The sequence below is a fragment of the Brevundimonas sp. SGAir0440 genome (genome assembly GCF_005484585.1).
Taxonomy (GTDB): domain Bacteria; phylum Pseudomonadota; class Alphaproteobacteria; order Caulobacterales; family Caulobacteraceae; genus Brevundimonas.
Genome location: NZ_CP039435.1, coordinates 2,340,055 through 2,363,263, shown reverse-complemented (window position 1 = coordinate 2,363,263; position 23,209 = coordinate 2,340,055). Strand labels below are relative to the sequence as shown.

Below are 23,209 nucleotides of genomic sequence, written 5' to 3'. Positions count from 1 at the left end.
TATTGTGAGACGAAAGAACAGAATGTGGGAAATCTAGATGCGCGCCGATCGCCGCACGCTTCTGCAACTGGGTGTCGTGAGCGCCTTTACGCGAGCGACGTCGGCGTTTGCACAGGCGAGCCATTTGCGCATGTTCGACGCGTCTGACTATGGCGCGGTGGGTGACGGGGTCGCCATCAACACGCGTCCTATCCAAGCCGCCATCGACGCAGCGGCAGGGCAGGGCGGAGGGGTCGTGGTCCTGAAGCCCGGTCTGTACCTGTCAGGCTCGTTATTCGTGAAGTCGGGGGTGACCTTGTCGATCGAACGCGGCGCCACTCTGCGTGGCGTTCAGGATCTGACCGCCTATCCGATGGTTCGCACGCGTGTTGCAGGCGTTGAGATGGACTGGCCCGCCGGCTTGCTGAATGTCTATCAGCAACAGAACGCCAAGATCACGGGCGAGGGTCTGGTCGATGGAGACGGAAAGGTCTTCTGGGACTCCTATTGGGCGCTGCGACGCGATTATGATCCGCGCGACCTGCGATGGGCGGCCGACTACGACTGCCGCCGTCCGCGTCTGATCCACGTTTACGATTCACAGCAGGTCGAGGTTTCCGGTCTGAACCTAGCGCGATCGGGGTTCTGGACCGTCCACGTCTGCTATTCGCGGGATGTGAAGGTCGCCGACCTGATCATCAGGAATAACATCGGCGGACGCGGCCCCTCGACGGACGGCATCGATATCGACTCATCGGAGCGGGTGCTGGTCGAGAGATGCGACCTGTCGGTCAACGACGACGCGATGTGTATAAAGGCCGGACGCGACTGGGACGGGCTGCGCGTGGCACGGCCATGCCGTCAGGTGAAGATTCGCGACTGCATCGTCCGTGACGCCTTGGCCGGGATGACCTTCGGATCGGAGACATCTGGCGGATTTGACGACATCGAAGTCTCTGGGCTGAGGATCGAGTATCCGGTGCCGCTGGGGATCTTCTTCAAATCAGGCCACACACGCGGCGGCGTGATTTCCAACATCCGCCTGCGCGACATCCATCTGCAGGACGTGCGCACCTTGATGCAGGTGAATCTGAACTGGTACCCAAACTACAGCTACGCCCAGATTCCGGACGGCATTGCGGACGTGCCGGATTACTGGCGCGCGCTCGCCACGCCGGTGCCGCGTGAACAGGGCATTCCCCGTATCCACGATGTTCGGCTGTCGAACATCAAGGCCGTCGGCGGCAAAGTCGGATTCGCCGCCGCCGCCTATCCTGAAGCGCCGCTGAAAGACTTCATTTTCGAACGGTTGGACTGGGACGTGCAGGATGCGGGCGCCATCGCCAATGCCGAGAACTGGCGCTTCCGCGACTGCAACATCGACACCCTGGACGGCCAAGGCCTCAAGGTGACCAAGTCGTCCGGCGTCACTGGCCTGCGATCCAGACAAGCATGAAAAACCAAAAAGTTGTGGGAGTTAGCGCGATGAAAATCCTATCCGCCTGTTCGATCCTGGCATTTGGCGCGGTCGCGCTTGTGGCGGGCGTTTGCGGCGTTGCTCAGGCTGAAGTCCTGCGGCTGAACACGCCGGCGGTGGGCCTGACCAGCGACAGGATTGGCGCCTTGCCCGACGCGGAGCGTGGTCCGTGGGCCGAGTATCTGGCACGCTCCCAAGCCCAGCATCTGGCCGACCGCGCTGCGCTCGCGGCCGAGCTTCCCGCCGGAGTGGCTCCGCCGCCGCCGCCCAAGGCCGTCGGACCCGCCCACTACAACATGCCGCTGGATCGGCCTGCCGACTGGTACGCCACGGCCGACGCCCGGGCCGTCGCGGATGCGATCGTCAGTTTCCAGACGCCAGCCGGCGGATGGAGCAAAAACCAGGATCGCAGCATTGCGCGCCTGCCGGGTCAGCGGTTCTCCAACGATGCCGAAACCATGGAGCAGAACCCGGCGAACTTTGATGCGCCGGCGGATCGCTTCTGGACCTTCGTTGGCACGTTGGACAACGAGGCGACGTGGTCGGAAATGCGTTTCCTGGCCAAGGTCGCCGCGCACGCGCCCGGACGCGACGGCGACGCCTGGCGCGCCAGCGTCATCCGAGGCGTGCGGTATCTTCTGAACGCGCAATATCCCAATGGCGGCTGGCCTCAGATCTGGCCGCTCGAAGGCGGCTTCCACGACTCCATCACCTTCAATGACAATGCGGTGGCGAACGCGGCCATGCTGCTTCGTGATGTCGCCCATGGCGCTGAGGGCTTCGACTTCGTGCCGGCTGACTTGGAGACACAGGCGGCCGAGGCGACCCGGAAGGCGATCGACGTGATCCTCGCGGCACAGGTGCGTCAGGGGGATCGACTGCTGGGCTGGCCGCAGCAGGTCGAGCCCATGCGACTGGTGCCAACCAGCGCCCGGAACTACGAGCCGCGATCTATCGCAAGCGGCGAAACAACCGATATCCTGATCTTCCTCATGGGCGAGGAGAACCCGTCGCCGGAGATCAAGGCCGCCGTTCGCGGCGCCGCTGAATGGCTTCAGGCGATGCGTGTCTATGACAAGTCTTTCGAAATGACCGACGACGGACGCAAGCTGATCGACAAGGCCGGGGCGGGTCCGATCTGGTCTCGCAATTACGATCTGGTGACCGGGCGTCCCATCTTCGGCGACAAGGATCAGACCATCCACAACGACGTCAATGAAATCTCTGTCGGAAGGCGCAACGGCTATTCCTGGTGGATTTCATCGCCGCAGAAGGCGCTGGACCTTTACGCCGATTGGTCCAATCGGGTCGGGTAAATCCGAGACGCTGATCGGCATTGTCGATGCGGTCTGACGGCGCATCCGCGACGCAGTTTGTGAGCTACCAAAGGCGAGAGCGCGCCCCTAACTTCAACGCTACAAGATCGGCGCGGCAAAAGCCGATGTGAACCATTTTCCGTTCCGACGGTTAGCCAAGCCAGACTTTACGGAGAGGGCTGGCATGAGCACCCATGGACTGAAGGATGCGGTCGTTCGACCGTTGCATTGGCTATTGCTGGCGTTTCCGATCGCGCTGTTCACCTTCGCCCTGTTCACCGACATCGCCTATCTAAAGACGGCGGAGGTCCAATGGACGAACTTCTCGGCCTGGCTGATCACCGGCGCGCTGGTGTTCGGCGGGTTCGCCGGGCTGTTTTCGATCTTTGATTTCGTCGTCGGCCTGCGCCACGGGTGTTCACGTCGGGCGACGGTGCATTTGGTCGCGCTTGCGCTGGCCTGGGTGCTGGGGCTGGTGAACGCCTTCAAACACAGCCAGGACGCCTGGAGCTCTGTCGGAGCCTTTGGTCTGATCCTGTCGATCCTCTGCACAATCCTGGTCCTGGTCGCCGGCTGGACCGCCTATGCCGCGCGGGAGAGCGTCCGATGAACAAGAACCTGCTCGCCGCCAGCGCCGCCACCCTGGCCATGGCCCTGACGGTCGCATCCTGCGGCAACGCCAGCGATCCGAAACTGAATCAGACCGGCGCGACGCCCGACCTGCCAAAGGTCAACGAGACGCTGGTGCCGCCGATGAAGATCAGCCCGCCGGCAGGCTGGAACGGCGAGACGCCGACGGTGCCGCAGGGCTTTACGATCAGCGCCTTCGCCACGGATCTCAAGATTCCGCGTCAGATGTTGGTCCTGCCCAACGGCGACGTCCTGATCGCCGAGGGGCGCGGCGGCCATGCGCCCGCCATGCGGCCCAAGGATGTGATCGCCGGCGTCATCAAGAAGCAGGGCAACACCAAGATCAAAGGCGGCAATCGCATCACCCTGGTGCGCGACGCGAACAATGACGGCACGCCCGAACTGCGGACCGTTCTGGTGGACAACCTCGATGCGCCCTACGGCCTGGCCTACGTCGACGGCTATCTCTATGTCGCCGAACAGGGGGCGCTGGTTCGCTTCGCCTTCCAGCCGGGCCAGACCGGCATCGCCACGCCCGCCGAGCGGGTGACGGAACTGCCCTCGCGCATCAACCACCACTGGACCAAGTCCCTGACCGCCAGCGCGGACGGGTCGAAGCTGTATGTCGGCACCGGCTCGAACTCCAATATCGGCGAGCGCGGCATGGCCGTCGAAGAAGAGCGCGCCACAGTGTGGGAGATCGACCGGACGACCGGCGCACGGCGCACGATCGCAACCGGCATTCGCAATCCAACGGCCCTGGCCATCGAGCCCACGACCAATCTGTTGTGGTCGGTGGTCAATGAGCGGGACGAACTGGGGCCGCAACTGGTCCCAGATTATCTGACCCAGGTGCGGGACGGGGCTTTCTACGGCTGGCCCTACAGCTACTGGGGCCAGAATCGCGATCCGCGCGTGATGCCGCAGAACCCCGAGATGGTCGCCAAGGCCATCCGGCCGGACTACGCCCTGGGATCGCACGTCGCCGCCCTGGGCCTGGACTTCGCCCGCAATGGTGGTTTTGGCGGGTCGTTCGCCAATGGCGCCTTCATCGGCATGCACGGCAGTTGGAACCGGCAGGATCCGTCCGGCTACAAGGTCGTCTGGGTGCCGTTCAACGCCGGCCGTCCGGCGGGTCAGCCCGTCGACTTCGCCACAGGCTTCCTGAAGGACGGCAAGGCGCGCGGGCGTCCTGTCGGCGTCGCGTTCGATGGAAACAAACGTGTGCTGTTTGTCGCCGACGACCTGTCGAACACGGTGTGGCGCATCGCGCCTGCGCGATAGGCCGGCTTTTCCCTCGCCCGGCAAGGGCGAGGGAAGTCGCTAATGTCCTCGACACATAGCCGAATAAGAAAAGTCCCCGGCTGCGAGCAACCGGGGACTTTTCATACGGGGCTGAGCTGTGGCCTACGGCGTGAAGTCGATGGTGCGTTCGAACGGCGCGTCGACAGGGCGGCCGCGATCCATGATCGGCGTGACCTCGGCGCCATTCATCAGGGCCAGGGCCGCTTCGCCAAAGCCCATGCCCGGACGGCTTTCTTCCAGCACGACGCAATCGGTGACGTGGCCTGACGCCAAGGCGGTGCAACGCAGGCGCACGCTGAAGCGGTCGGTGCTCTGGGCCTTGGGCGCGACGGCGCGTTCGATGGCGGGTTGAGGCGCGCTGTACAGGACCGCATCCTTCAGCAGCGGTCCGGTCGGGGCGCCCATCAGGGCCGTCATCAATGTCAGGCTGAAGGTCAGTGTCATGGCAGGCCTCGTTCGTCTTCTATTAAGATTTGAACGAGACCTCCGTTCCCCGAACTTTCAAAAACGGGTGGGTGTGTGCGACGCACCACACTTCGATGTCTCTGCCGAAGTCAGAATGGCCTCAAGCTGGACTGTTGTTCTTGGCACAGGGTCTTCAGCCACGAACGCACGGTGCGCAGACGCGCGGTGTCGTGGACGTCGCGGTGGGTGGCTAGCCAGAAGCGACGTTCGATCAGGATCGACGGCAGCACGCGCACCAGACCCTCGGCCAGAAAGCACGGCAGGACCCCGACGCCGCCCCCGGCGGCGATGATTTCACGCTGCGCCCGGATCGACGACGAGGCGACGTGGGGGGCGAGGCCCGGCTGGACTTCGTCGAGATAGCGCAGCTCGGGCGCATAGATCAGATCGTCGATATAGCCGACGATGTCGAAGCGGCTCAGGTCATCGACAGTGTTCGGAACGCCGTTGCGGTTCAGATGATCGGGCGAGGCGTAGAGGGCCAGTTGATACGGCGTCAGCGGCTCGACGATCAGGCGTGCGGCATGCGGCGCGGCCAGGGTGATGGCCATATCGACCTCTCGGCGCGTCGGGGATAGGAAGCCGGAGGTGGCCGCCAGCTCGATCCTCAGACCCGGATGCGCCAGACGCAGCGCGGGCAGGGCGGGCGCCATCAGGGTGACGCCAAACCCTTCGGACGCGCTGACGCGCACCACACCGGCGGGCGCGTCGGGCTGGGTCACGCGGCCGGCGGCCTCCATCGCGCTTTCGGCCTCCAGACCGATATCGAGCAGTTGGGCGCCGGCGGCGGTCAGCTGAAGCCCGGTGGTCGAGCGGACGACCAGGGTGGATTTCAGCGCGCTTTCCAGCCGGGCGACCCGACGCCCGACCGTGGCGGCGTCGACGCCCAACCGCTGCGCCGCACCGCCCAGCGAGCCTGCGCGCGCCGCAGCGATGAAGATGCGCAGATCGTCCCAGTCGTACATGGCCGTCTAGCTAGCTTGCAAAAACGCAGAATGTTGCCTGCAACTTTGCATTATCGACCCGCGCGCTGGGGTGATAGCCATAGCCGCAACAAAAGAACCAACAGGGACACCCAGGCCATGCGCGACATTCGCCACTTCATCGACGGTGCGGCTTTCGACGGCGCGTCCGGACGATTCAGCGACGTGTTCAATCCCAACACCGGGGATGTGCAGGCTCGCGTGCAACTGGCGACCACGGGCGAGGTCGATCGAGCGGTCCAGGCGGCGCAGAACGCGTTTGACGGTTGGGCTTCGACCAATCCCCAGCGCCGCGCCCGCGTCATGTTCGACTTCAAACGCCTGGTCGAGGCGCGAATGGACGAACTGGCCGAACTGCTGTCCAGCGAACACGGCAAGGTCATCGCCGATTCCAAGGGCGACATTCAACGCGGCCTGGAAGTGATCGAGTTCGCCTGCGGCATCCCGCACGCGCTGAAGGGCGAATATACTCAAGGCGCCGGCCCCGGCATCGACGTCTATTCGATGCGTCAGCCGCTGGGCGTTGTGGCGGGCATCACCCCGTTCAACTTCCCGGCCATGATCCCGATGTGGATGTTCGGCGTGGCCATCGCGGTGGGCAACACCTTTGTCCTGAAGCCGTCCGAGCGCGATCCGTCGGTGCCGGTGCGTCTGGCCGAACTGATGCTGGAAGCCGGGGCGCCGAACGGCGTGCTGAACGTGGTGCATGGCGACAAGACGGCGGTCGACGCCATCCTGACCCATCCGCTGGTTCACGCCGTCAGCTTCGTCGGTTCGTCCGACATCGCCCACTATGTCTATCAGACGGGCGCCGCCAACCATAAGCGCGTCCAGGCGATGGGCGGCGCCAAGAACCACGGCATCGTCCTGCCCGACGCCGACATGGATCAGGTCATCAAGGATCTGTCGGGCGCGGCCTATGGTTCGGCGGGCGAACGCTGCATGGCGCTGCCGGTCGTGGTGCCGGTCGGCAAGAAGACCGCCGACGAACTGCGCGAGCGGATGGTCGCAGAAATCCCCTCGATGCGGGTCGGCGTCTCGACCGATGCGGGCGCCCACTATGGCCCCGTCGTCACGGCCCAGCATCGCGAGCGTGTCGCGGGCTGGATCGAAAAAGGCGTGCAGGAAGGCGCCGAACTGGTCGTCGACGGTCGCGACTTCAGCCTGCAAGGTCACGAGAAGGGCTATTTCATCGGTCCGTCGCTGTTCGACCATGTGAAGCCCGAGATGTCGTCCTATCAGGAGGAAATCTTCGGTCCGGTGCTGCAGATCGTGCGCGCCGAGACGTTCGAGGAGGCGCTGGCCCTGCCGTCGAACCACCAATACGGCAACGGCGTCGCCATCTTCACCCAGAACGGCCGCGCGGCGCGCGACTTCGCCGCCCGGGTCAATGTCGGCATGGTCGGGATCAATGTGCCGATCCCGGTGCCGGTCGCCTATCATACCTTTGGCGGCTGGAAGCGTTCGGCCTTTGGCGACATCAACCAGCACGGCATGGAGGGCGTCCGCTTCTGGACCAAGACCAAGACCGTGACGGCCCGCTGGCCGGACTCGGCGCTGGAGCATTCGGACAGCTCGTTCGTCATTCCGACGATGCGCTGAGGCCGTCATGGATTTCGCTCTCAACGACGATCAGCGCGCCATTCAGGACGCCGCTCGCGCCTTCGCCGAGGCTGAACTGGCGCCCCATTCGGCGCGCTGGGACGAGGACAAGCATTTCCCCGTCGAGGTGATGAAACAGGCGGCCGAAATGGGCTTCTGCGGCATCTATACGGCTGAGGAGCACGGCGGCATGGCCCTGGGCCGGGTCGAGGCGGCGGTGATTTTCGAAGAGCTGTCGCGCGGCGACGTGGCGACGGCGGCCTTCATCTCGATCCACAATATGGCGACGTGGATGATCGATCGGTTCGGGTCGGACGATCTGCGCGGCCGGTTCGTGCCGTCGCTGGTGGGGATGGAGAAGATCGCCTCCTATTGCTTGACCGAGCCGGGCTCGGGGTCGGATGCGGCGGCGCTGCGGACCACGGCCGTGCGCGACGGCGACCACTATGTGCTGAACGGGTCCAAGGCCTTCATCTCCGGCGCAGGCACGTCCGACGTCTATGTCGTCATGGTCCGCACGGGCGGCGAGGGTCCGAAGGGCGTCAGCGCGATCGTGGTCGAGGCTGGCACGCCCGGCCTGTCGTTCGGCGCGCAGGAAAAGAAGATGGGCTGGAACGCCCAACCGACCGCCATCGTCCAGTTCGACGACTGTCGCGTGCCGGTCGCCAACCTGCTGGGCGAAGAGGGGGCGGGCTTCCGCTACGCCATGGCCGGTCTGGACGGCGGGCGCCTGAATATCGCCGCCTGTTCGCTGGGCGGGGCGCGGCTGGCGCTGGAGACGGCGCAGGCGTACGTCGCCACCCGCAAACAGTTCGGCCGTCCGATCGGCGAGTTCCAGGCGCTGCAGTTCCGCCTGGCGGACATGGCCACGGACCTGGAGGCGGCGCGTCTGATGGTGTTGCGCGGCGCCTGGGCCATCGACACCGACCACCCGGAAAAGACCAAATGGTGCGCCATGGCCAAGCGGCTGGCCACGGACGCCTGTTTCCAGATCGCCGACGAGGCTCTGCAACTGCACGGCGGCTATGGCTATCTGAAGGACTATCCGCTGGAACGGATCGTGCGCGACCTGAGGGTTCATCGCATTCTGGAAGGCACCAACGAGATCATGCGGGTGATCATTGCGCGGGAGATGACCAAGTGAGCGAGGCCGAGGTTGTCACCCGCATCGAAAATGGCATCGGTCGCATCACCCTGAACCGACCCAAGGCGATCCACGCGCTGAACCGGGCGATGTGCGAGACGTTGACGGAGGCGCTGCTGGCCTGGCGTTCAAATCCCTCCGTCTCCTCCATACTTATAGACCACGCCGGCGAGCGGGGTTTTTGCGCGGGCGGCGACATTCGCATGATCGCCGAAAGCGGTGCGGGCGATGCGTCGGAGGCCAAGGCCTTCTTCCTGGCCGAATATCGGTTGAACCACCTGATGTTCGACTATCCCAAGCCGATCGTCGCCATCGTGGACGGCATCGTCATGGGCGGCGGGGTCGGCATTTCCGAGCCGGCCAACCTTCGTGTGGCGACCGAGCGCACCACCTACGCCATGCCCGAGACCGGGATCGGCCTGTTCCCCGACGTGGGCGGCGGCTGGTTCCTGCCGCGCCTGCCGGGCCAGACCGGCGTCTGGCTGGCGCTGACGGGCGCGCGGCTTAAGGCGGCGGATACGGTGGCCCTGGGCATCCACACGCACTTCGTGCCCGCAGATCGCGTCGAGGCGCTGAAGGCCGATCTGATGGGCGAGGCCGCCGATCCGTCGTCGGTCGTGGCGCGCCACGCCGGGGACGCGGGGCCTGCACCGCTGTCGGCCCACCGCGAGGCCATCGACCGGCTGTTCGCCTTCGACACGGTTGAGGAAATTTTCCAGGCGCTTGAGGCGGACGGCTCGGACTGGGCGCTGCAGCAGTTGGAAACGCTGAAGACCAAGTCGCCACAGTCGCTGAAGGTCTCGCTGCGCCAGATCCGGACGGGCGCAACGCTGAACAGCTTCGCCGATAATATGACGATGGAATACGCCCTGGGCGGCCGCGTGGTGCGCACCCACGACTTCCAGGAAGGCGTGCGGGCAGTGATCGTGGACAAGGATAATGCGCCGAAATGGTCCCCGGCGGACCTGTCGGGCGTTACCAACGAGACGCTGGATGCGCTGTTCGCGCCGCTGCCGGACAATGAAAAATGGACGCCGCTGGCCTGACCACGTCCCCGCTTTCGCGGGGATGAGCGGACGACAAAAAGGGAGAGAGACCATGACCAAGATCGCCTTCATCGGCCTGGGCAATATGGGCGGCGGCATGGCCGCGAACCAGGCCAAGGCGGGCCATGCAGTCGCCGCCTTCGATTTGTCGGCGCAGGCGCTGGAACGGGCCGGAGCGGCAGGTTGCGTCGCGGTCGGATCGGTCGCCGAGGCGGTCAAGGACGCCGAAGTCGTCATCACCATGCTGCCGGCCGGGCCGCACGTGCTGAAGGTCTATTCCGAACAGATCGTCGGCGCGGCGCCGTCGACCGCCCTGCTGCTCGACTGTTCGACCATCGACGTCGAAACCGCGCGCAAGGTCGCCGGTCTTGCCAAATCGGCCGGTTACGCCTTTGCCGACGCGCCCGTCTCAGGCGGCACCGCGGCGGCGGATGCGGGTACGCTAGCATTCATGGTCGGCTGCGATGAGGGCGACTTCGCCCGCGTCGAGGCGGCGCTGGAACCCATGAGCCGCATCACCATCCGCGCTGGCGATCATGGCGCAGGGCAGGCGGCCAAGATCTGCAACAACATGCTGCTCGGCATCTCCATGCTGGGCACGTGCGAGGCCATCGCCCTGGCCGAAAAGCTGGGCCTGGATCCCGAACGGTTCTTCGAGATCGCGTCCAAGTCGTCGGGTCAGTGCTGGAGCGTTACCAGCTACTATCCCTGGCCGGGTCCGGTGCCGACCGCGCCGTCCAACCGCGACTATCAGGGCGGGTTCGCCACGGCCATGATGTTGAAGGACCTGAAGCTGGCCCAGGACGCAGCGGCGAAATCCGGCGCCTCGACGCCGTTGGGCGCGCAGGCCGAGGCGCTTTACGCCCTGTTCGACGGGATCGGGCACGGCGGCCGCGATTTCTCCGCCATGTTGCAGATGCTGCGCGGCAAGCTGGATGAGCTTAAGCTGGCATAGATTCGTCTTTCGCATCGTGATTGCGGCCCGTGCAGCTTCGGCGGCGCGGGCCTTTTCGTATGCAGCCGCAGCCGCGACGCGGATTGCCAGCTGATAGTGCGACCAAGGCGCGCGCCTGCCGCATTCGCCTTGTCTCCTCCGCCGGACGAGCCTGTAAAGAGCGCAGTCAAAGCAGCGACTTAGCTTTTCTTGCACGTTGGCACGGCTCCAGCAGAGCCTCAAAATCGCCTGAAATGTGGCCGAACGGCGCTTGCGGCGTGCATTACTCCTGTGTCATGTAACCGCTTACATCGCTTATCGACGGATCTTCGAAAAGGGGGCCGGGACGATAGGGAGCAGGGAGAATTCGATTGGACATGGCCGCGCCTAGCGCTGCGTCTGCACGGCAGGAGGGCCAGCCCTTCGCCAAGGCCGCCACCATGCGCGACGTGGCTGAACGCGCCAATGTGTCGGTGGCTTCTGTCTCTCGTGTGTTGAACGGCTTGGGCGTGACGTCGGACGCGACGCGCCAGCGCGTGCTCGATGCGGTCGAAGACCTTCGCTACGTCCCGCATTTCGGCGCCCGCAGCCTGTCGACGAGCAAGAACGACACGATCGGCGTCATCCTGCCCGACCTGTTCGGCGAGTTCTTCTCCGAGCTGATCCGGGGCATGGATCTGGCCGCCCGCGCCCACGGCAAGCATCTGATCGTCTCCAGTTCGCATGACGGCGCCGAAGACACCCTGGCCGCCGTGCGCTCGATGCGCGGGCGGGTCGACGGCATGATCGTGCTGTCGCCTCATCTGGGCGCCGCAAACCTGTCGTCCGAGTTCGCCGGTCGGATGCCGGTCCTGCTGATGAACGGCGGCGCGGCCGAGCCGGGCCGGGCGTCCATCATGATCGATAACCACGGCGGCGCTGTCGGCGCGGTCCAGCATCTGCGGTCCACCGGTCGCAGGCGAATCGCTCACATTCGCGGCGCCGCCGGCAACATCGAGGCGGACACGCGTGCGGCTGGATACACGGCGGCGCTCGACGGCCATGACCCGATCATCGTCGAGGGCGACTTCTCTCAGGCCTCGGGCCACCGCGCCGCGACCCAGTTGCTGGCCATGATAGAGCGGCCCGACGCCGTCTTCGCCGCCAACGACATGATGGCCGTGGGCGCGCTTCTGGCCTTCCAGGAGGCCGGCGTGCGCTGCCCCGAAGACATCGCCGTCGTCGGCTTCGACGACGTGCCGATCGCGGCCCTGATGCGGCCTGCGCTGACCACCATGCGCGTCAACATCGCGGAAATCGGCCGAAGGGGCGTCGAACGCCTGATCGGCCTGGTTCAGGCCGGCGCGACCGCCGACGCCACGGACACCGCTTGCGAAATCGTTCGGCCGATCCTGGTCGAACGCCAGTCCACCGCGGCGGCTTCGTTCGCCAGGTTCAACAAAGGGTAGGCCAGCCATGTCGCTGAAAACCGATCCCATCAGGAGGGGAGAGCTCAGGATGACCCAGTTCAACACGCGAAAGGCCGCTTTGGCCGCCGCATCGGCGCTAGCCATCAGCATGGCGGTCGTCGGCGGGGCGCAGGCGCAGAACGCAACGACGACCCTGCGCGGCGCCGTCTATGACGGCCAGACCGTCGAGACGGGCGCGACGGTCGTCGCGACCGAAGTCTCCACCGGATATGCGTCACGTGCGCGCGTCGGCGCCGATGGTCGCTACGTCCTGTCCGGCCTGCGCCCGGGCACCTATCGCGTCCAGGTCACCAGCGCGGACGGCCAGACGGCGGAAGAAACCGTGACCCTGTCCCTGGGTCAGGTCGGCACGTTGAACCTGGATGTCGCCGGAGCGACGACGACGGCCGCCACCGACGGCGCGACCGAGCTGGGCGACATCGTCGTCACCGGCCGCCGCGTCTTCGAGGTGCGCACGCCTGAAGTTGCGACCAACGTGACCCAGCAGCAGATCAACAACCTGCCGCAGATCAGCCGGAACTTCCTAAACTTCGCCGCCCTCGCACCCGGTCTTCGCGTGACCGAGGACGACACCGAGCGGACGATCTCGGCCGGCGGTCAGACCGCTCAGGCGATCAACGTCTTCATCGACGGCCAGAACCGTAAGTCGCTGATCAACGACGGCGGTGTCGCCGGTCAGGACGACAGTCGCGGCACCCCCTTCCCGCAGGGGGCTGTGCAAGAGTTCCGCGTTATTAGCCAGAACTTCAAGGCCGAGTACGAACAAGCCGGTTCGGCCATCATCACCGCCGTCACGCGCTCGGGCACGAACGAGTTTCACGGCGACGTCTTCGCCTACTATCAGGATCCCGGTTGGATCGCTCAGGACGTGATCTCGGAGCGTCGCGGCGACGCCAAGGCGCCTCTGAAGCGTATCCAGTACGGCGCCAGCCTGGGCGGCCCGATCATCCAGGACCGGCTGCACTTCTTCGGCGCCTATGAGCGCAAGGACGAAGAGCGCATTTCGCAGTCCTTCCTCAACCGCACCGAATACACCAGTTTCTTCGCAAACGACCTGGGCACGACCTCGACGCCTTATGAGCAGGACGTCTTCTTCGGCAAACTGTCCTGGCAGATCAACGACCGCCAACGGCTTGAGCTGAGCAGCGAGTACAAGACGGAAGAAGATATCCGTGGAGCCAGCGGCCAGAATGCGCCCAGCCGCGCGGCGCGTAACAACGGCGAAAACATCGCCTTCAACCTGCGCCATCAATATCAGGGCGATCGCTTCCTGAACGAGTTCGCGATCGATTACTTCACGTCAAGCTATGAACAGTCGGTGATCAATGGATCCGACTATGGCCGCCAGTACGTCATCTTCCGCGACGACAGCGCAGCGACGCCGGGGTTCCAGTATAACTTCAACAACCGTGACTCCACCGTGTTCACGGCCGGCGGCCGGGCTGATGCTCAGTTCCTCGAGCAGAAAAGCACCACGATCCGTAACGATCTGACGATTCCGGATCTGGAGTGGATGGGTACGCACACGATCAAGATCGGTGCGAAATACTCAATGCAGAACTACTTCGTTCAGAAGGATTTCGGGCGTAACCCCACCTTTACGTACGACATCGAAGCCCGCCCCGAGATCAATGGCAGCCGCGATATCCCCGTCTCGGTTGACCTGGGAGTCGCCGTTCCGCCTGCGGACGTCGATAACAATGTTCTAGGCCTATACATTCAGGACGACTGGCAGATCACCTCCAAGCTGGAGCTGAACCTCGGCATTCGCTGGGATTACGAGGACAATGCGGTCAACAACGACTACCGCACGCCTGATTCCATTCGCAACATGCTGGCCGCGATCCAGAACCTGCCGAACTACGACTTCCCGTCGTATTTCAACCCGGCGGATTATATTTCCGATGGTGATCGCAAGGCCTTCAAGGGCGCGTTCCAACCGCGCTTCGGCTTCTCCTACGACGTCTTCGACGATGAGCGGACGGTCATCTTCGGCGGTGCCGGCCGCTACTACGATCGTATCGGCTTCAACTTCGCGTTCGACGAGCGGTTCAAGCCCTTCCAGTTCAACAAGACGATCTACTTCTCGAACACGGGCGGGCCTCGTGGCGGTGTCCAAACCATCGCCTGGAACCCGAGCTATCTGACGCCGCAGGGTCTTGATCCCCTGCTGGCGGCCAGCCCGGGCGCCGGCGAAGTCTTCCTGGTGCAAAACGACTTCGAGCCGCCGCGCACCGATCAGTTCAGCCTGGGCGTGCGCCAGAAGATCGGCATGTTCCAGACGGCGCTGACGCTTGCAGCCGGCAAGACGAGAGGCGAATCCAGCTGGTATATCGCCAATGCCCTGACGGAGACGGGCGGACGGTTCAACGGTCCGACGCCGGGATCGGTAGGCTTCCCGCAGTTCCGCAACCTGATCTTCTTCCAGAACACGGATAAGGAGCGCGACTACAAGGCGATCTACTTCACGGCCGACAAGCCCTATAATGCCGAAGATCGTTGGGGCGTGAACATCGCCTACACCTATATGGACGCCACCCAGAATGGCAGCCGCGACTCCGGCTACGGCGCCTTCGACTTCGATTACAATGTGCCCGGGCAGTCGCCTGAGTTCCCGTCGAACACCGACGAAACGCATCGTATCGTGGCGTCCGGCACCATCGGTCTGCCGGCGGACTTCCTGCTTTCAGGCATCGTGACCTTGGGTTCGGGCTTGCCCTACACTGTGTTCGACTGCCCGAACGCTCCTGCCGGCGGCCCGAACATTTGCTGGAACGGCGGTCGTCCTGACAAGCGCGCCTTCTTGCCTGGTCTGAACTTCGCCTATCGCCAGATCGACTTGCGTCTGACGAAGGGCTTCGAAGTCTATGGCGGTCAGAAGGTGGAGTTCATCGTGGATGCGATCAACATCTTCAACTTCACCAACTACAAGTCCTTCGATCAGGGCTTCAACAGCCCGCGCTTCGGCATGGGGACGGAACAGTATCTGCCGACCCGCAGCTTCCAGGTCGGCCTGCGTTACTCCTTCTAAATCCCGAGCCTGGGCCGCCTCGTGCTTGTTGCGAGGCGGCCTTTCTTTTTCGATTGAGACCCAGTGAGCGTGCCCATGAATCGTCGAAACTTCCTGATGCGGACCACCACAGGCGCGGCGGCTCTGGCCGTAGGATTTCCGGTGATGGCGGCGGCGCAGCAGGCGGCGGCGACGGGGGCGGTCAATGGGACGCAGAGAAGGCCGATGCGGCTGGATCAGGAGATCGAGGAACTTCAGGAGCGGACCTTTCGCTGGTTCGAGAAGGTCACGGATCGCAAGACCGGCCTGACGCCGGATCGCTGGCCGACGCCGTCCTTCTGTTCGGTGGCGGCGGTCGGCTTCGCCCTGACCTGCTGGCCGGTGGGCGTCGAGCGCGGCTGGATGAGCCGGGCCGAGGCGCGTGAACGGACCCTGACGACGCTGCGCTTCTTCCACGACCTGCCGCAGGGTCCAGAGGCCAGCGGCACGGCGGGGTACAAGGGCTTCTTCTACCACTTTTTGGATATGGAGACGGGGCTTCGTTACCGGACCAACGAACTGTCGACGGTCGATACGGCTCTGTTGATCGGCGGCATGCTGTTCGCCGCCCGCTACTTCGACGGCCGTCATGCCGACGAGGCGGAAATCCGTCAGAAGGCCCAGGCTATCTACGAACGGATCGAATGGCCGTGGGCCGTTATCCGCGACAACCGCATCACCATGGGCTGGCACCCCGAGAGCGGCTTCATTCCTTCCGACTGGCACGTCTATAACGAGGGGATGCTGGTGCTGCTGCTGGCCATCGGCAGCCCGACCCATCCGGTGTCGGTCAATGTCTGGCACGAATGGGCGGCCAGCTACGACGAAAGCTGGACCGATCGCTGGGGCAGCTGGCACCTGAATTTCGCGCCCATCTTCGGGCACCAGTACAGCCATATGTTCATCGACTTCCGCGGCATTCAGGACGCCTGGATGCGCGGGCAGTCTGCCCAACTAGGCGAATACCTCGACTATTTCGAAAACAGCCGCCGCGCCGTCTACGCGCAGCAGAAATACGCCCATGACAATCCGGGCGGCTGGGCGGGCTATTCGTCCGAGGTCTGGGGCCTGACGGCCTGTGACGGGCCGGGCGACTTCAAACAGATCATCGACGGCAAGGAAAGCGAGTTCTTCAGCTATTCCGCGCGCGGGCCCGGCGAGCGTGACGACGGCACCATCGCGCCGACCGCGGCGGCCAGCTCCATCGCCTTCGCACCCGAAATCGTCGTGCCCTGCGTCAAGACGATGAAGGCGCGCTACGGTGCGGGCGTCTATACCGAGTGGGGGTTCCTCGACAGCTTCAACCCGACCCTGACGGTGCGCGACGGGCCGCTGCAGCACGGCAAGATCGTGGACGGCGTGGGCTGGGTGGACGGCGACTATCTGGGCATCGACCAGGGGCCGATCGTCATCATGACCGAGAACCACAGGTCCGAGTTCGTCTGGCGCCATATGCGCGGCGAGCCCAACATCCGCCGCGCGCTCGATATCGCGGGCTTCACCGGCGGCTGGATGAACGGATGAGTTTGACGGCCCACAGGCCCCATCTTGATCGGCGAGCCGCTCTGGCCCTGATGGCGGGAGGGGCGGCTGCGGCCTGCACCCCGCGCCGCGACGGCGAGACCGTGCTGCGCTTCTGGGCCATGGGCAATGAGGGCGGGACGGTCGGGCAGTTGATGCCCGAGTTCGAGCGACGCAACCCCGGCGTCCGCGTCTCGGTCCAGCCTTTGCCGTGGACGGCGGCGCATGAGAAGCTGCTGACGGCCTACGCCGGGGCCTCGCTGCCGGACGTCAGCCAGATCGGCAATACCTGGGTGGCGGAGCTGACGGCCATCGGCGCCTTGTCGCCGACCCCGCCCGAGGCCGCGAACCTGCTGACCGATCAATTTCCGGCTGTGCTGGAGACGAACGAGATCGCCGGCCGCGCCATGACCACGCCCTGGTATGTGGACACGCGGCTGCTGTTCTATCGCAAGGATTTGCTGGTATGGGCCGGCTTCGACGCCCCGCCCGAAGACTGGGCCGAATGGAAGCGGGCCATGCATGCGATCAAGCGTGTGGCCGGCGGCGACAACTACGCCATCCTGCTGCCGCTGAACGAGTTCGAGCAACTACTGACCTTCGGGCTTCAGATCGATGAGCCGCTGTTGCGCGATCGGGATACGCGCGGAAACTTCTCCAACCCCGGCTTCGTCGCGGCCCTGGCCTTCTACAAGAGCCTGTTCGACGAGCAGTTGGCGCCCCTGGCGTCATCGACGCAGATTTCCAACGTCTGGACCGAGTTCGCCAAGGGCTATTTCAGCTTCTACTTCTCCGGCCCGTGGAGCGTCGGCGATTTCCGCAGCAAGCTGCCCGCGTCGTTCCAGCCGAACTGGGCCACGACCGGCGTGCCGGGGCCGAAGGGCCTGGGCGCCTCGGCGCCGGGCGGGTCCAGCCTGGCGGTGTTCAAATCCTCTCCGCATCAGGAGGCGGCCTGGGCCCTGGTCCGCTACCTGTCCGAGTCGACCGTGCAGGCCCGATTCAACGCCATCGTCGGCGATCTGCCTGCGCGTCAGAGCGCCTGGGACATCGCAGGCGTCGAGCGCGATCCGATGCTGGCGCCGTTCCGGGGGCAGCTGGCGCGCGCCAAGGCGGTGCCCAAGGTGCCGGAATGGGAGCGGATCGTGACCGAGATGCAGATCGTCGCCGAACGGATGGTGCGCGGCGAATACACGCCTGAGGCCGCCGCTGCCGAGATCGACCGCCGCGCCGACCGACTGCTGGAAAAGCGCCGCTGGATGATGGAACAGGGCAGGGCCTTATGACCGTCGTCGATCCCACTTTGACCAAGGCGGGGGCGAAGGTGAAGCCGTCGCGGGGACGCGGCGCGCGCGAGCGGGCGGCCTGGGCCTTCGTCGCCCCGGCCATGCTCGCCATCGGCCTGTTCTTCGCCATTCCGGTGATCGCGGCCCTGCTGCTCAGCCTGACCGACTTCGACATCTACGCCCTGGCGAACCTGGACAATCTGCGTTTCGTCGGCCTGCAGAACTATGAGCGGCTGCTGACCAATCCCCTGTTCTGGGGGGCGATGAAGAACACCCTGACCTTCGCCGTGCTGGGCGTGCCCCTGTCCATCGCCGCGTCACTGGCGGCGGCGGTGATCCTGAATGCGCGGGTGGTGAAGTGGCGGCCGATCTGGCGGGTGATGTTCTTCGCCCCTTACGTCACGACGCTCGTCGCGACGGCGGTGGTGTGGCGTTATCTGCTGCACACCCGCTACGGCGTCATCAACTGGGGGCTGGAAAGCATCGGCCTGCCTGCCGTGGATTGGCTGGGCGACCCGTCGACCTCGATCCCCGCCATTCTGATGTTCGTGGTCTGGAAAATCTTCGGCTACAATATGCTGATCTTCTTGGCGGTGCTTCAGACCGTGCCGGACGACCTCTATGAGGCGGCCCGCATCGACGGCGCGGGGCCTTGGAAACAGTTCCGCCATGTGACCCTGCCGGCCATCGCGCCGACCATGCTGTTGGTCTCGATCATCTCGGTCGCCAGCTTCTTCCAGCTGTTCGCCGAACCCTATGTGATGACGCAGGGCGGACCGGCCCAGAGCACGGTGACGGTGCTGTACTTCATGTACGAAGAGGGCTTCAAATGGTGGAACCTAGGGTCCGCCAGCGCCGTCGCCTTCGTCCTGTTTCTGTGCATCCTGGCCATCACCCTGGTCCAACTGGCGGTCGCCAAGCGGGTGGGGGCGTATCAATGAAACTCCGCGCCATACTGCTCAATCTGGCCGTCGGCCTCATCGCCCTGATCGTCCTGTTCCCGCTGGTCTGGATGGTGTCGGTCAGCTTCATGGCGACCGGCGAGGCGGCGGTCTTCCCGCCGCCGCTGCTGCCCTCGCACTGGACGCTGGAGCATTACCGCGACCTGTTCCTGAATCAGGGCATGGGTCGGTATCTGTGGAACAGCTTCGCCCTGGCGACCCTGGCGACGATCCTGGCGCTGGGCTTCACGGTCCCGGCCGGCTACGCCTTCGCCAAGCTGAAGTTCGCTGGGCGCGAGCGGCTGTTCCAGTTCCTGGTCGCCGCCCTGGTGGTGCCGGCCCAGATCGGCACTCTGCCGCTGTTTCTGATGCTGAAGTCGATGGGGCTGGTGAACACCTATGCCGGGGCGCTCGTGCCGTGGCTGGCGTCCATCTTCGGCCTGTTCCTGGTTCGCCAGTATGCGCTGAGCATTCCAGACGAAATGCTGGAGGCCGCCCGCATCGACGGCGCCAGCGAAGGGCAGATCTTTCGCCGCGTGGTTCTGCCGACCTTGCAGCCGATCATCGTGACGCTTGGCCTGTTCGTATTCCTGGGCAGCTGGAATGACTTCCTGTGGCCGCTGATCATTCTGACGGACCAGTCAAACTATACCCTGCCGGTCGCCCTGGCGGCTTTGTCGCGCGAGCATGTGCAGGACATCGAACTGATGATGGCCGGCGCCGTCGTCACGGTCGCGCCCGTGCTGATCCTCTTCCTCGCCCTGCAACGCTACTACATCCGCGGCATGCTCGCGGGCAGCGTGAAGGGCTGACCAGAACTGCGAGTTTCGATGCGTAACCTCCTGTTGGCCGCCGCCTCGGTCCTGACCCTCGCTCTGGCCGCGCCCGCAGTCGCCCAGGAAACACGCGTTCTCGACAGCATGGACGACGCGACGCGGTGGGAGGCCACAGCCTCGACCGACGTTCACGCCGCCGTCTCCGCCGTCGCCGGCTATAACGGGAAAGCGGTCCGGCTCGATTACGACTTCGACGGCAAGGCGGGCTATGCGGTGCTCAGCCGGCCGCTGCCGTTCGACCTGCCCGACAACTACGAGATCAGCTTCTGGGTGCGGGGCGCCGGGCCGACCAACACCTTCGAGGTCAAGCTGACCGACGCCTCGGCCGACAATGTCTGGTGGAAGCAGACGGCGCGCTACGACTTCCCCGACGGCTGGACCCGGTTCGTGATTAAACGCCGTCAGGTCTCCAAAGCTTGGGGGCCAAGCCTTGAAACCATCCTGCGTCGCGCGGAGAGGGTGGAGTTCGTCGTGGTCGCGGCGGAAGGCGGCAAGGGCTCGGTCGAGATCGACCAACTGACCCTGCGCGCCCTGCCGGTCGATCCGCCCGTCCCGCCCCAGCCGATCGCCAGCGATGGACGAACGGCATCGACCGCCGCCAACGCCGTCGATCTGGACCCGAAGACAGCCTGGACCGCGCCGGTGGGCGAGGCGTCGGCCCTGACATTGGACCTGAGCTATGAGCGCGAGTTCGGCGGCCTGACCCTGCGCTGGGGCGAGCGGGGCGCGGCGAGCGACTATCGCGTTTCCGCCTCGATGGACGGGCGCGACTGGCGCGAACTGGCGACGGTCACGAGCGGCAACGGCGGCGTCGACTGGCTGAGGACGCCCGAGGCGACGGCGCGCTGGCTGAGACTGGAACCGCTGAAGCCCGTTTCCGCCTCCGATGTGGTCGGCTCGTCCGGCGCGGGCCAGCGGCTGGGCGCGGCTCAGGCCACGACCTATGCGCTGAACGAGATCGAGGTCGAGCCGCTGGCCTTCGGCGCGGACCGCACGGTGTTTCTGGAAGCCGTCGCCAAGGAGAACCGGCGCGGCCTCTATCCGCGCGGCTTCTCAGGCGAGCAGTCCTACTGGACCCTGGTCGGGGTCGACGGGGGCGGGGAGAGCGGCCTGATCGGCGAGGACGGCGCCATCGAGCTGCGCCGCGCCGGACCCAGTATCGAACCCTTCGTGGTGGACAACGGGCGGCTGATCACCTGGGCCGACGTCAATGTCGAACAGGGGCTGAAGGACGTCGACCTGCCGATCCCGTCGGTGACCTGGACCGCCAACGACTGGACGCTGAAGATCACCAGCTTCGCCGACGGGCAGGCCGATCAGGCGCAGCTCTGGGGCCGTTACGACCTGACCAACACCTCCAGCCGGCCGCGCACCCTGACCCTGGCCCTGGCCGCCCGGCCGATGCAGGTCAATGCGCCGCGTCAGTTCCTGGCCATTCCCGGCGGCGTCAGCCCGGTGGAGACGATCGGCTGGGACGGCGCCGAACTGAAGCTGAATGATACGGTGCGGGTGCAGCCGCTGGCGGCCCCGGATCAGGTCGCGCTGGCGACCTTCGACGCCGGCAGCGATCCGCAGTCCCTGATCCTCCCGTCTGCCCGGTGGCCGGCCGCCGAGGTCATGACGACGACCGACGCCACAGGTCTGGCCGCCGGCGCCCTAACCTACGAGATGACGCTGCAGCCCGGCGAGATCCGCACGGTCGGCTGGGTGTCGCAACTGTCCGGCGACGCGCTGGCGCCCGAGCCCGTGGGGCAGGCGGCGGCGGTGCTGGACGCGGTCGAGACCCGGTTGGCGGCTGAATGGCGCGCGAAGCTAGACCGGGTCGAACTGACGTTGCCGCCCGCCGCCCAGCGCATTGAGGACGCGCTGAAATCCTCGCTGGCCCATATGCTGATGTCGCGTCAGGGGCCGATCCTCCAACCGGGCACACGCAGCTACAATCGCTCCTGGATCCGCGACGGGGCCATGATGGCCGAGGGGCTGAACCGGCTGGGCATGGCCGAGCATTCGGCCGACTATCTGCGCTGGTACGCCCCCTATGTGTTTGAGAACGGCAAGGTCCCGTGCTGCGTCGATGCGCGCGGCGCCGATCCGGTGCCCGAGAACGACAGCCACGGCGAGTTCGTCTTCCTGGCCGCCGAAACCTATCGCTACACCAAGGACGAGGCCCTGCTGCGTCAGGTCTGGCCGCAAGTGCAAAGGGCGATCGCCTATATGGACGAGCTGCGCGCCTCGACCCGGACGACGGCCTTCCAAACGCCGGACCAGCGTCATCTGTACGGCCTGCTGCCGCCGACGATCAGCCACGAGGGCTATTCGGACAAGGCGGCCTATTCCTACTGGGACGATTTCTGGGGCCTGCTGGGCTACAAGGACGCGGTCTTCATCGCCGAAACCCTGGGCGATGCGGAGGCCGCGGCTCGCTATGCGGCGGCGCGGGATCAGTTCGCCGCCGACATTCGCGCGTCGATCACGGCGACGGCGGCCCATCATGGCATCGACTGGATCGCCGGCGCGGCGGACCGGGGCGATTTCGACGCCACCTCGACCACCATCGCCCTGTCGCCGGCCGGCGAACAGGATCATCTGCCGCCCGAGCTTCTGGCGCGAACCTTCGATCGCTACTGGGAAAACTTCCGAAACCGCCTGACCAACCGCACGGCGTGGAAGGACTACACTCCCTATGAGTGGCGGCTGGTCGGCGCCTATGTGCGGTTGGGTCGGAAGGACCGGGCGCTGGATGTGCTGGACTTCCTGATGGCTGACCGTCGGCCCGAGGCCTGGAACGGCTGGGCCGAGGTGGTGGGGCGTGAAAAGCGCGAGGCGCGCTTCATCGGCGACATGCCACACGCCTGGATCAGCTCGGACTATATCCGTTCCGCGCTGGATCTGTTCGCCTATGAGCGGGACCGCGATCACGCCCTGGTGCTGGCGGCGGGCGTGCCGGAGGCGTGGCTGGACACCGCCGAGGGGGTCGGCGTGCGGAATCTGCGCACCGCCTATGGGCCGCTGACCTACGCCTATCGCAAGGAAGGCCAGGGCTACGTCCTCACCCTGGGCGACGGCGCGACGCCGCCGGGCGGCTTCGTCCTGCGATGGCCGGCGGGGGAGGGGCGGCCAGAGCGCGTTCGGATCGACGGCCGCTCAGCGACGTGGTCGAGCGACGAGTTGGTCATTCCGGCAGGGGCGCGGCGGGTTGTTCTGAACTGAGCCTTCTCTCTTGAAACGG

Annotated in this window: 17 protein-coding genes; 15 read left to right on the top strand and 2 right to left on the bottom strand. The window is 65.3% G+C overall.

Annotated elements, in window-relative coordinates; all coding sequences use genetic code 11:
- The first annotated feature begins 130 nt into the window (after nt 1-130).
- The 4 genes from E7T10_RS11715 (at nt 131) to E7T10_RS11700 (ending at nt 4,686) form a co-directional block, all read left to right on the top strand.
- Nucleotides 131-1,435 carry a glycoside hydrolase family 28 protein gene (locus tag E7T10_RS11715; RefSeq protein ID WP_305781733.1) on the top strand — a complete coding sequence of 435 codons (1,305 nt, stop codon included), beginning with the start codon at nt 131-133 and terminating at the stop codon, nt 1,433-1,435.
- Nucleotides 1,436-1,464: 29 nt separating this feature from the next.
- Entirely contained in the window at nt 1,465-2,772 is a 1,308-nt protein-coding gene (gene pelA, locus E7T10_RS11710; RefSeq protein ID WP_168189942.1) for a pectate lyase, read from the top strand.
- A 184-nt stretch (nt 2,773-2,956) separates the two neighbouring features.
- Nucleotides 2,957-3,382, top strand: coding sequence for a DUF2231 domain-containing protein (locus tag E7T10_RS11705; RefSeq protein ID WP_137721915.1), 426 nt, complete (start codon nt 2,957-2,959; stop codon nt 3,380-3,382).
- Nucleotides 3,379-4,686, top strand: coding sequence for a sorbosone dehydrogenase family protein (locus E7T10_RS11700; RefSeq protein WP_137721914.1), 1,308 nt, complete (start codon nt 3,379-3,381; stop codon nt 4,684-4,686). The genes E7T10_RS11705 and E7T10_RS11700 overlap by 4 nt, the downstream gene beginning before the upstream one ends.
- A gap of 123 nt (nt 4,687-4,809) precedes the next feature.
- Here E7T10_RS11700 and E7T10_RS11695 read toward each other — a convergent pair whose 3' ends face one another.
- Together E7T10_RS11695 and E7T10_RS11690 are read right to left on the bottom strand one after the other, a co-directional pair.
- Nucleotides 4,810-5,151, bottom strand: coding sequence for a TonB family protein (locus tag E7T10_RS11695; RefSeq protein ID WP_137721913.1), 342 nt, complete (start codon nt 5,149-5,151; stop codon nt 4,810-4,812).
- Nucleotides 5,152-5,261: 110 nt separating this feature from the next.
- Nucleotides 5,262-6,137, bottom strand: a complete 876-nt coding sequence (locus E7T10_RS11690; protein ID WP_137721912.1) for a LysR family transcriptional regulator — start codon at nt 6,135-6,137, stop codon at nt 5,262-5,264.
- Nucleotides 6,138-6,254: 117 nt separating this feature from the next.
- On the opposite strand from E7T10_RS11690, the gene E7T10_RS11685 reads away from it, so the two are divergent.
- From E7T10_RS11685 to E7T10_RS11635, 11 genes are all read left to right on the top strand, one after another.
- Nucleotides 6,255-7,757 carry a CoA-acylating methylmalonate-semialdehyde dehydrogenase gene (locus E7T10_RS11685; protein WP_039245273.1) on the top strand — a complete coding sequence of 501 codons (1,503 nt, stop codon included), beginning with the start codon at nt 6,255-6,257 and terminating at the stop codon, nt 7,755-7,757.
- Nucleotides 7,758-7,764: 7 nt separating this feature from the next.
- Nucleotides 7,765-8,901, top strand: coding sequence for an isobutyryl-CoA dehydrogenase (locus E7T10_RS11680; protein WP_137721911.1), 1,137 nt, complete (start codon nt 7,765-7,767; stop codon nt 8,899-8,901).
- The gene (locus tag E7T10_RS11675) at nt 8,898-9,947 is read left to right on the top strand and encodes an enoyl-CoA hydratase/isomerase family protein (protein WP_137721910.1); all 1,050 of its coding nucleotides are present in this window, start codon (nt 8,898-8,900) and stop codon (nt 9,945-9,947) included. Before E7T10_RS11680 ends, E7T10_RS11675 begins: the two co-directional genes overlap by 4 nt.
- A gap of 52 nt (nt 9,948-9,999) precedes the next feature.
- On the top strand, nt 10,000-10,902 hold the full coding sequence (gene mmsB / locus E7T10_RS11670; protein WP_137721909.1) for a 3-hydroxyisobutyrate dehydrogenase: 903 nt from the start codon (nt 10,000-10,002) through the stop codon (nt 10,900-10,902).
- A 356-nt stretch (nt 10,903-11,258) separates the two neighbouring features.
- Nucleotides 11,259-12,329 (top strand): LacI family DNA-binding transcriptional regulator, encoded by a 1,071-nt coding sequence (locus E7T10_RS11665; protein ID WP_210416087.1) that lies wholly within the window; start codon nt 11,259-11,261, stop codon nt 12,327-12,329.
- A 49-nt stretch (nt 12,330-12,378) separates the two neighbouring features.
- Nucleotides 12,379-15,381: a TonB-dependent receptor gene (locus tag E7T10_RS11660; protein ID WP_137721908.1), complete on the top strand. Its 3,003-nt coding sequence runs from the start codon at nt 12,379-12,381 to the stop codon at nt 15,379-15,381.
- Nucleotides 15,382-15,456: 75 nt separating this feature from the next.
- Nucleotides 15,457-16,923, top strand: coding sequence for a glucoamylase family protein (locus tag E7T10_RS11655; protein ID WP_137721907.1), 1,467 nt, complete (start codon nt 15,457-15,459; stop codon nt 16,921-16,923).
- Nucleotides 16,920-18,203 carry a sugar ABC transporter substrate-binding protein gene (locus E7T10_RS11650; RefSeq protein WP_210416086.1) on the top strand — a complete coding sequence of 428 codons (1,284 nt, stop codon included), beginning with the start codon at nt 16,920-16,922 and terminating at the stop codon, nt 18,201-18,203. Before E7T10_RS11655 ends, E7T10_RS11650 begins: the two co-directional genes overlap by 4 nt.
- A complete protein-coding gene (locus tag E7T10_RS11645; protein WP_246845996.1) occupies nt 18,200-19,144 on the top strand; it encodes a carbohydrate ABC transporter permease in 945 nt (314 codons plus the stop codon). The genes E7T10_RS11650 and E7T10_RS11645 overlap by 4 nt, the downstream gene beginning before the upstream one ends.
- Entirely contained in the window at nt 19,141-19,956 is an 816-nt protein-coding gene (locus E7T10_RS11640) for a carbohydrate ABC transporter permease (RefSeq protein ID WP_017506094.1), read from the top strand. The genes E7T10_RS11645 and E7T10_RS11640 overlap by 4 nt, the downstream gene beginning before the upstream one ends.
- A gap of 18 nt (nt 19,957-19,974) precedes the next feature.
- Nucleotides 19,975-23,190 carry a discoidin domain-containing protein gene (locus E7T10_RS11635; RefSeq protein WP_137721906.1) on the top strand — a complete coding sequence of 1,072 codons (3,216 nt, stop codon included), beginning with the start codon at nt 19,975-19,977 and terminating at the stop codon, nt 23,188-23,190.
- Nucleotides 23,191-23,209 lie beyond the last annotated feature (19 nt).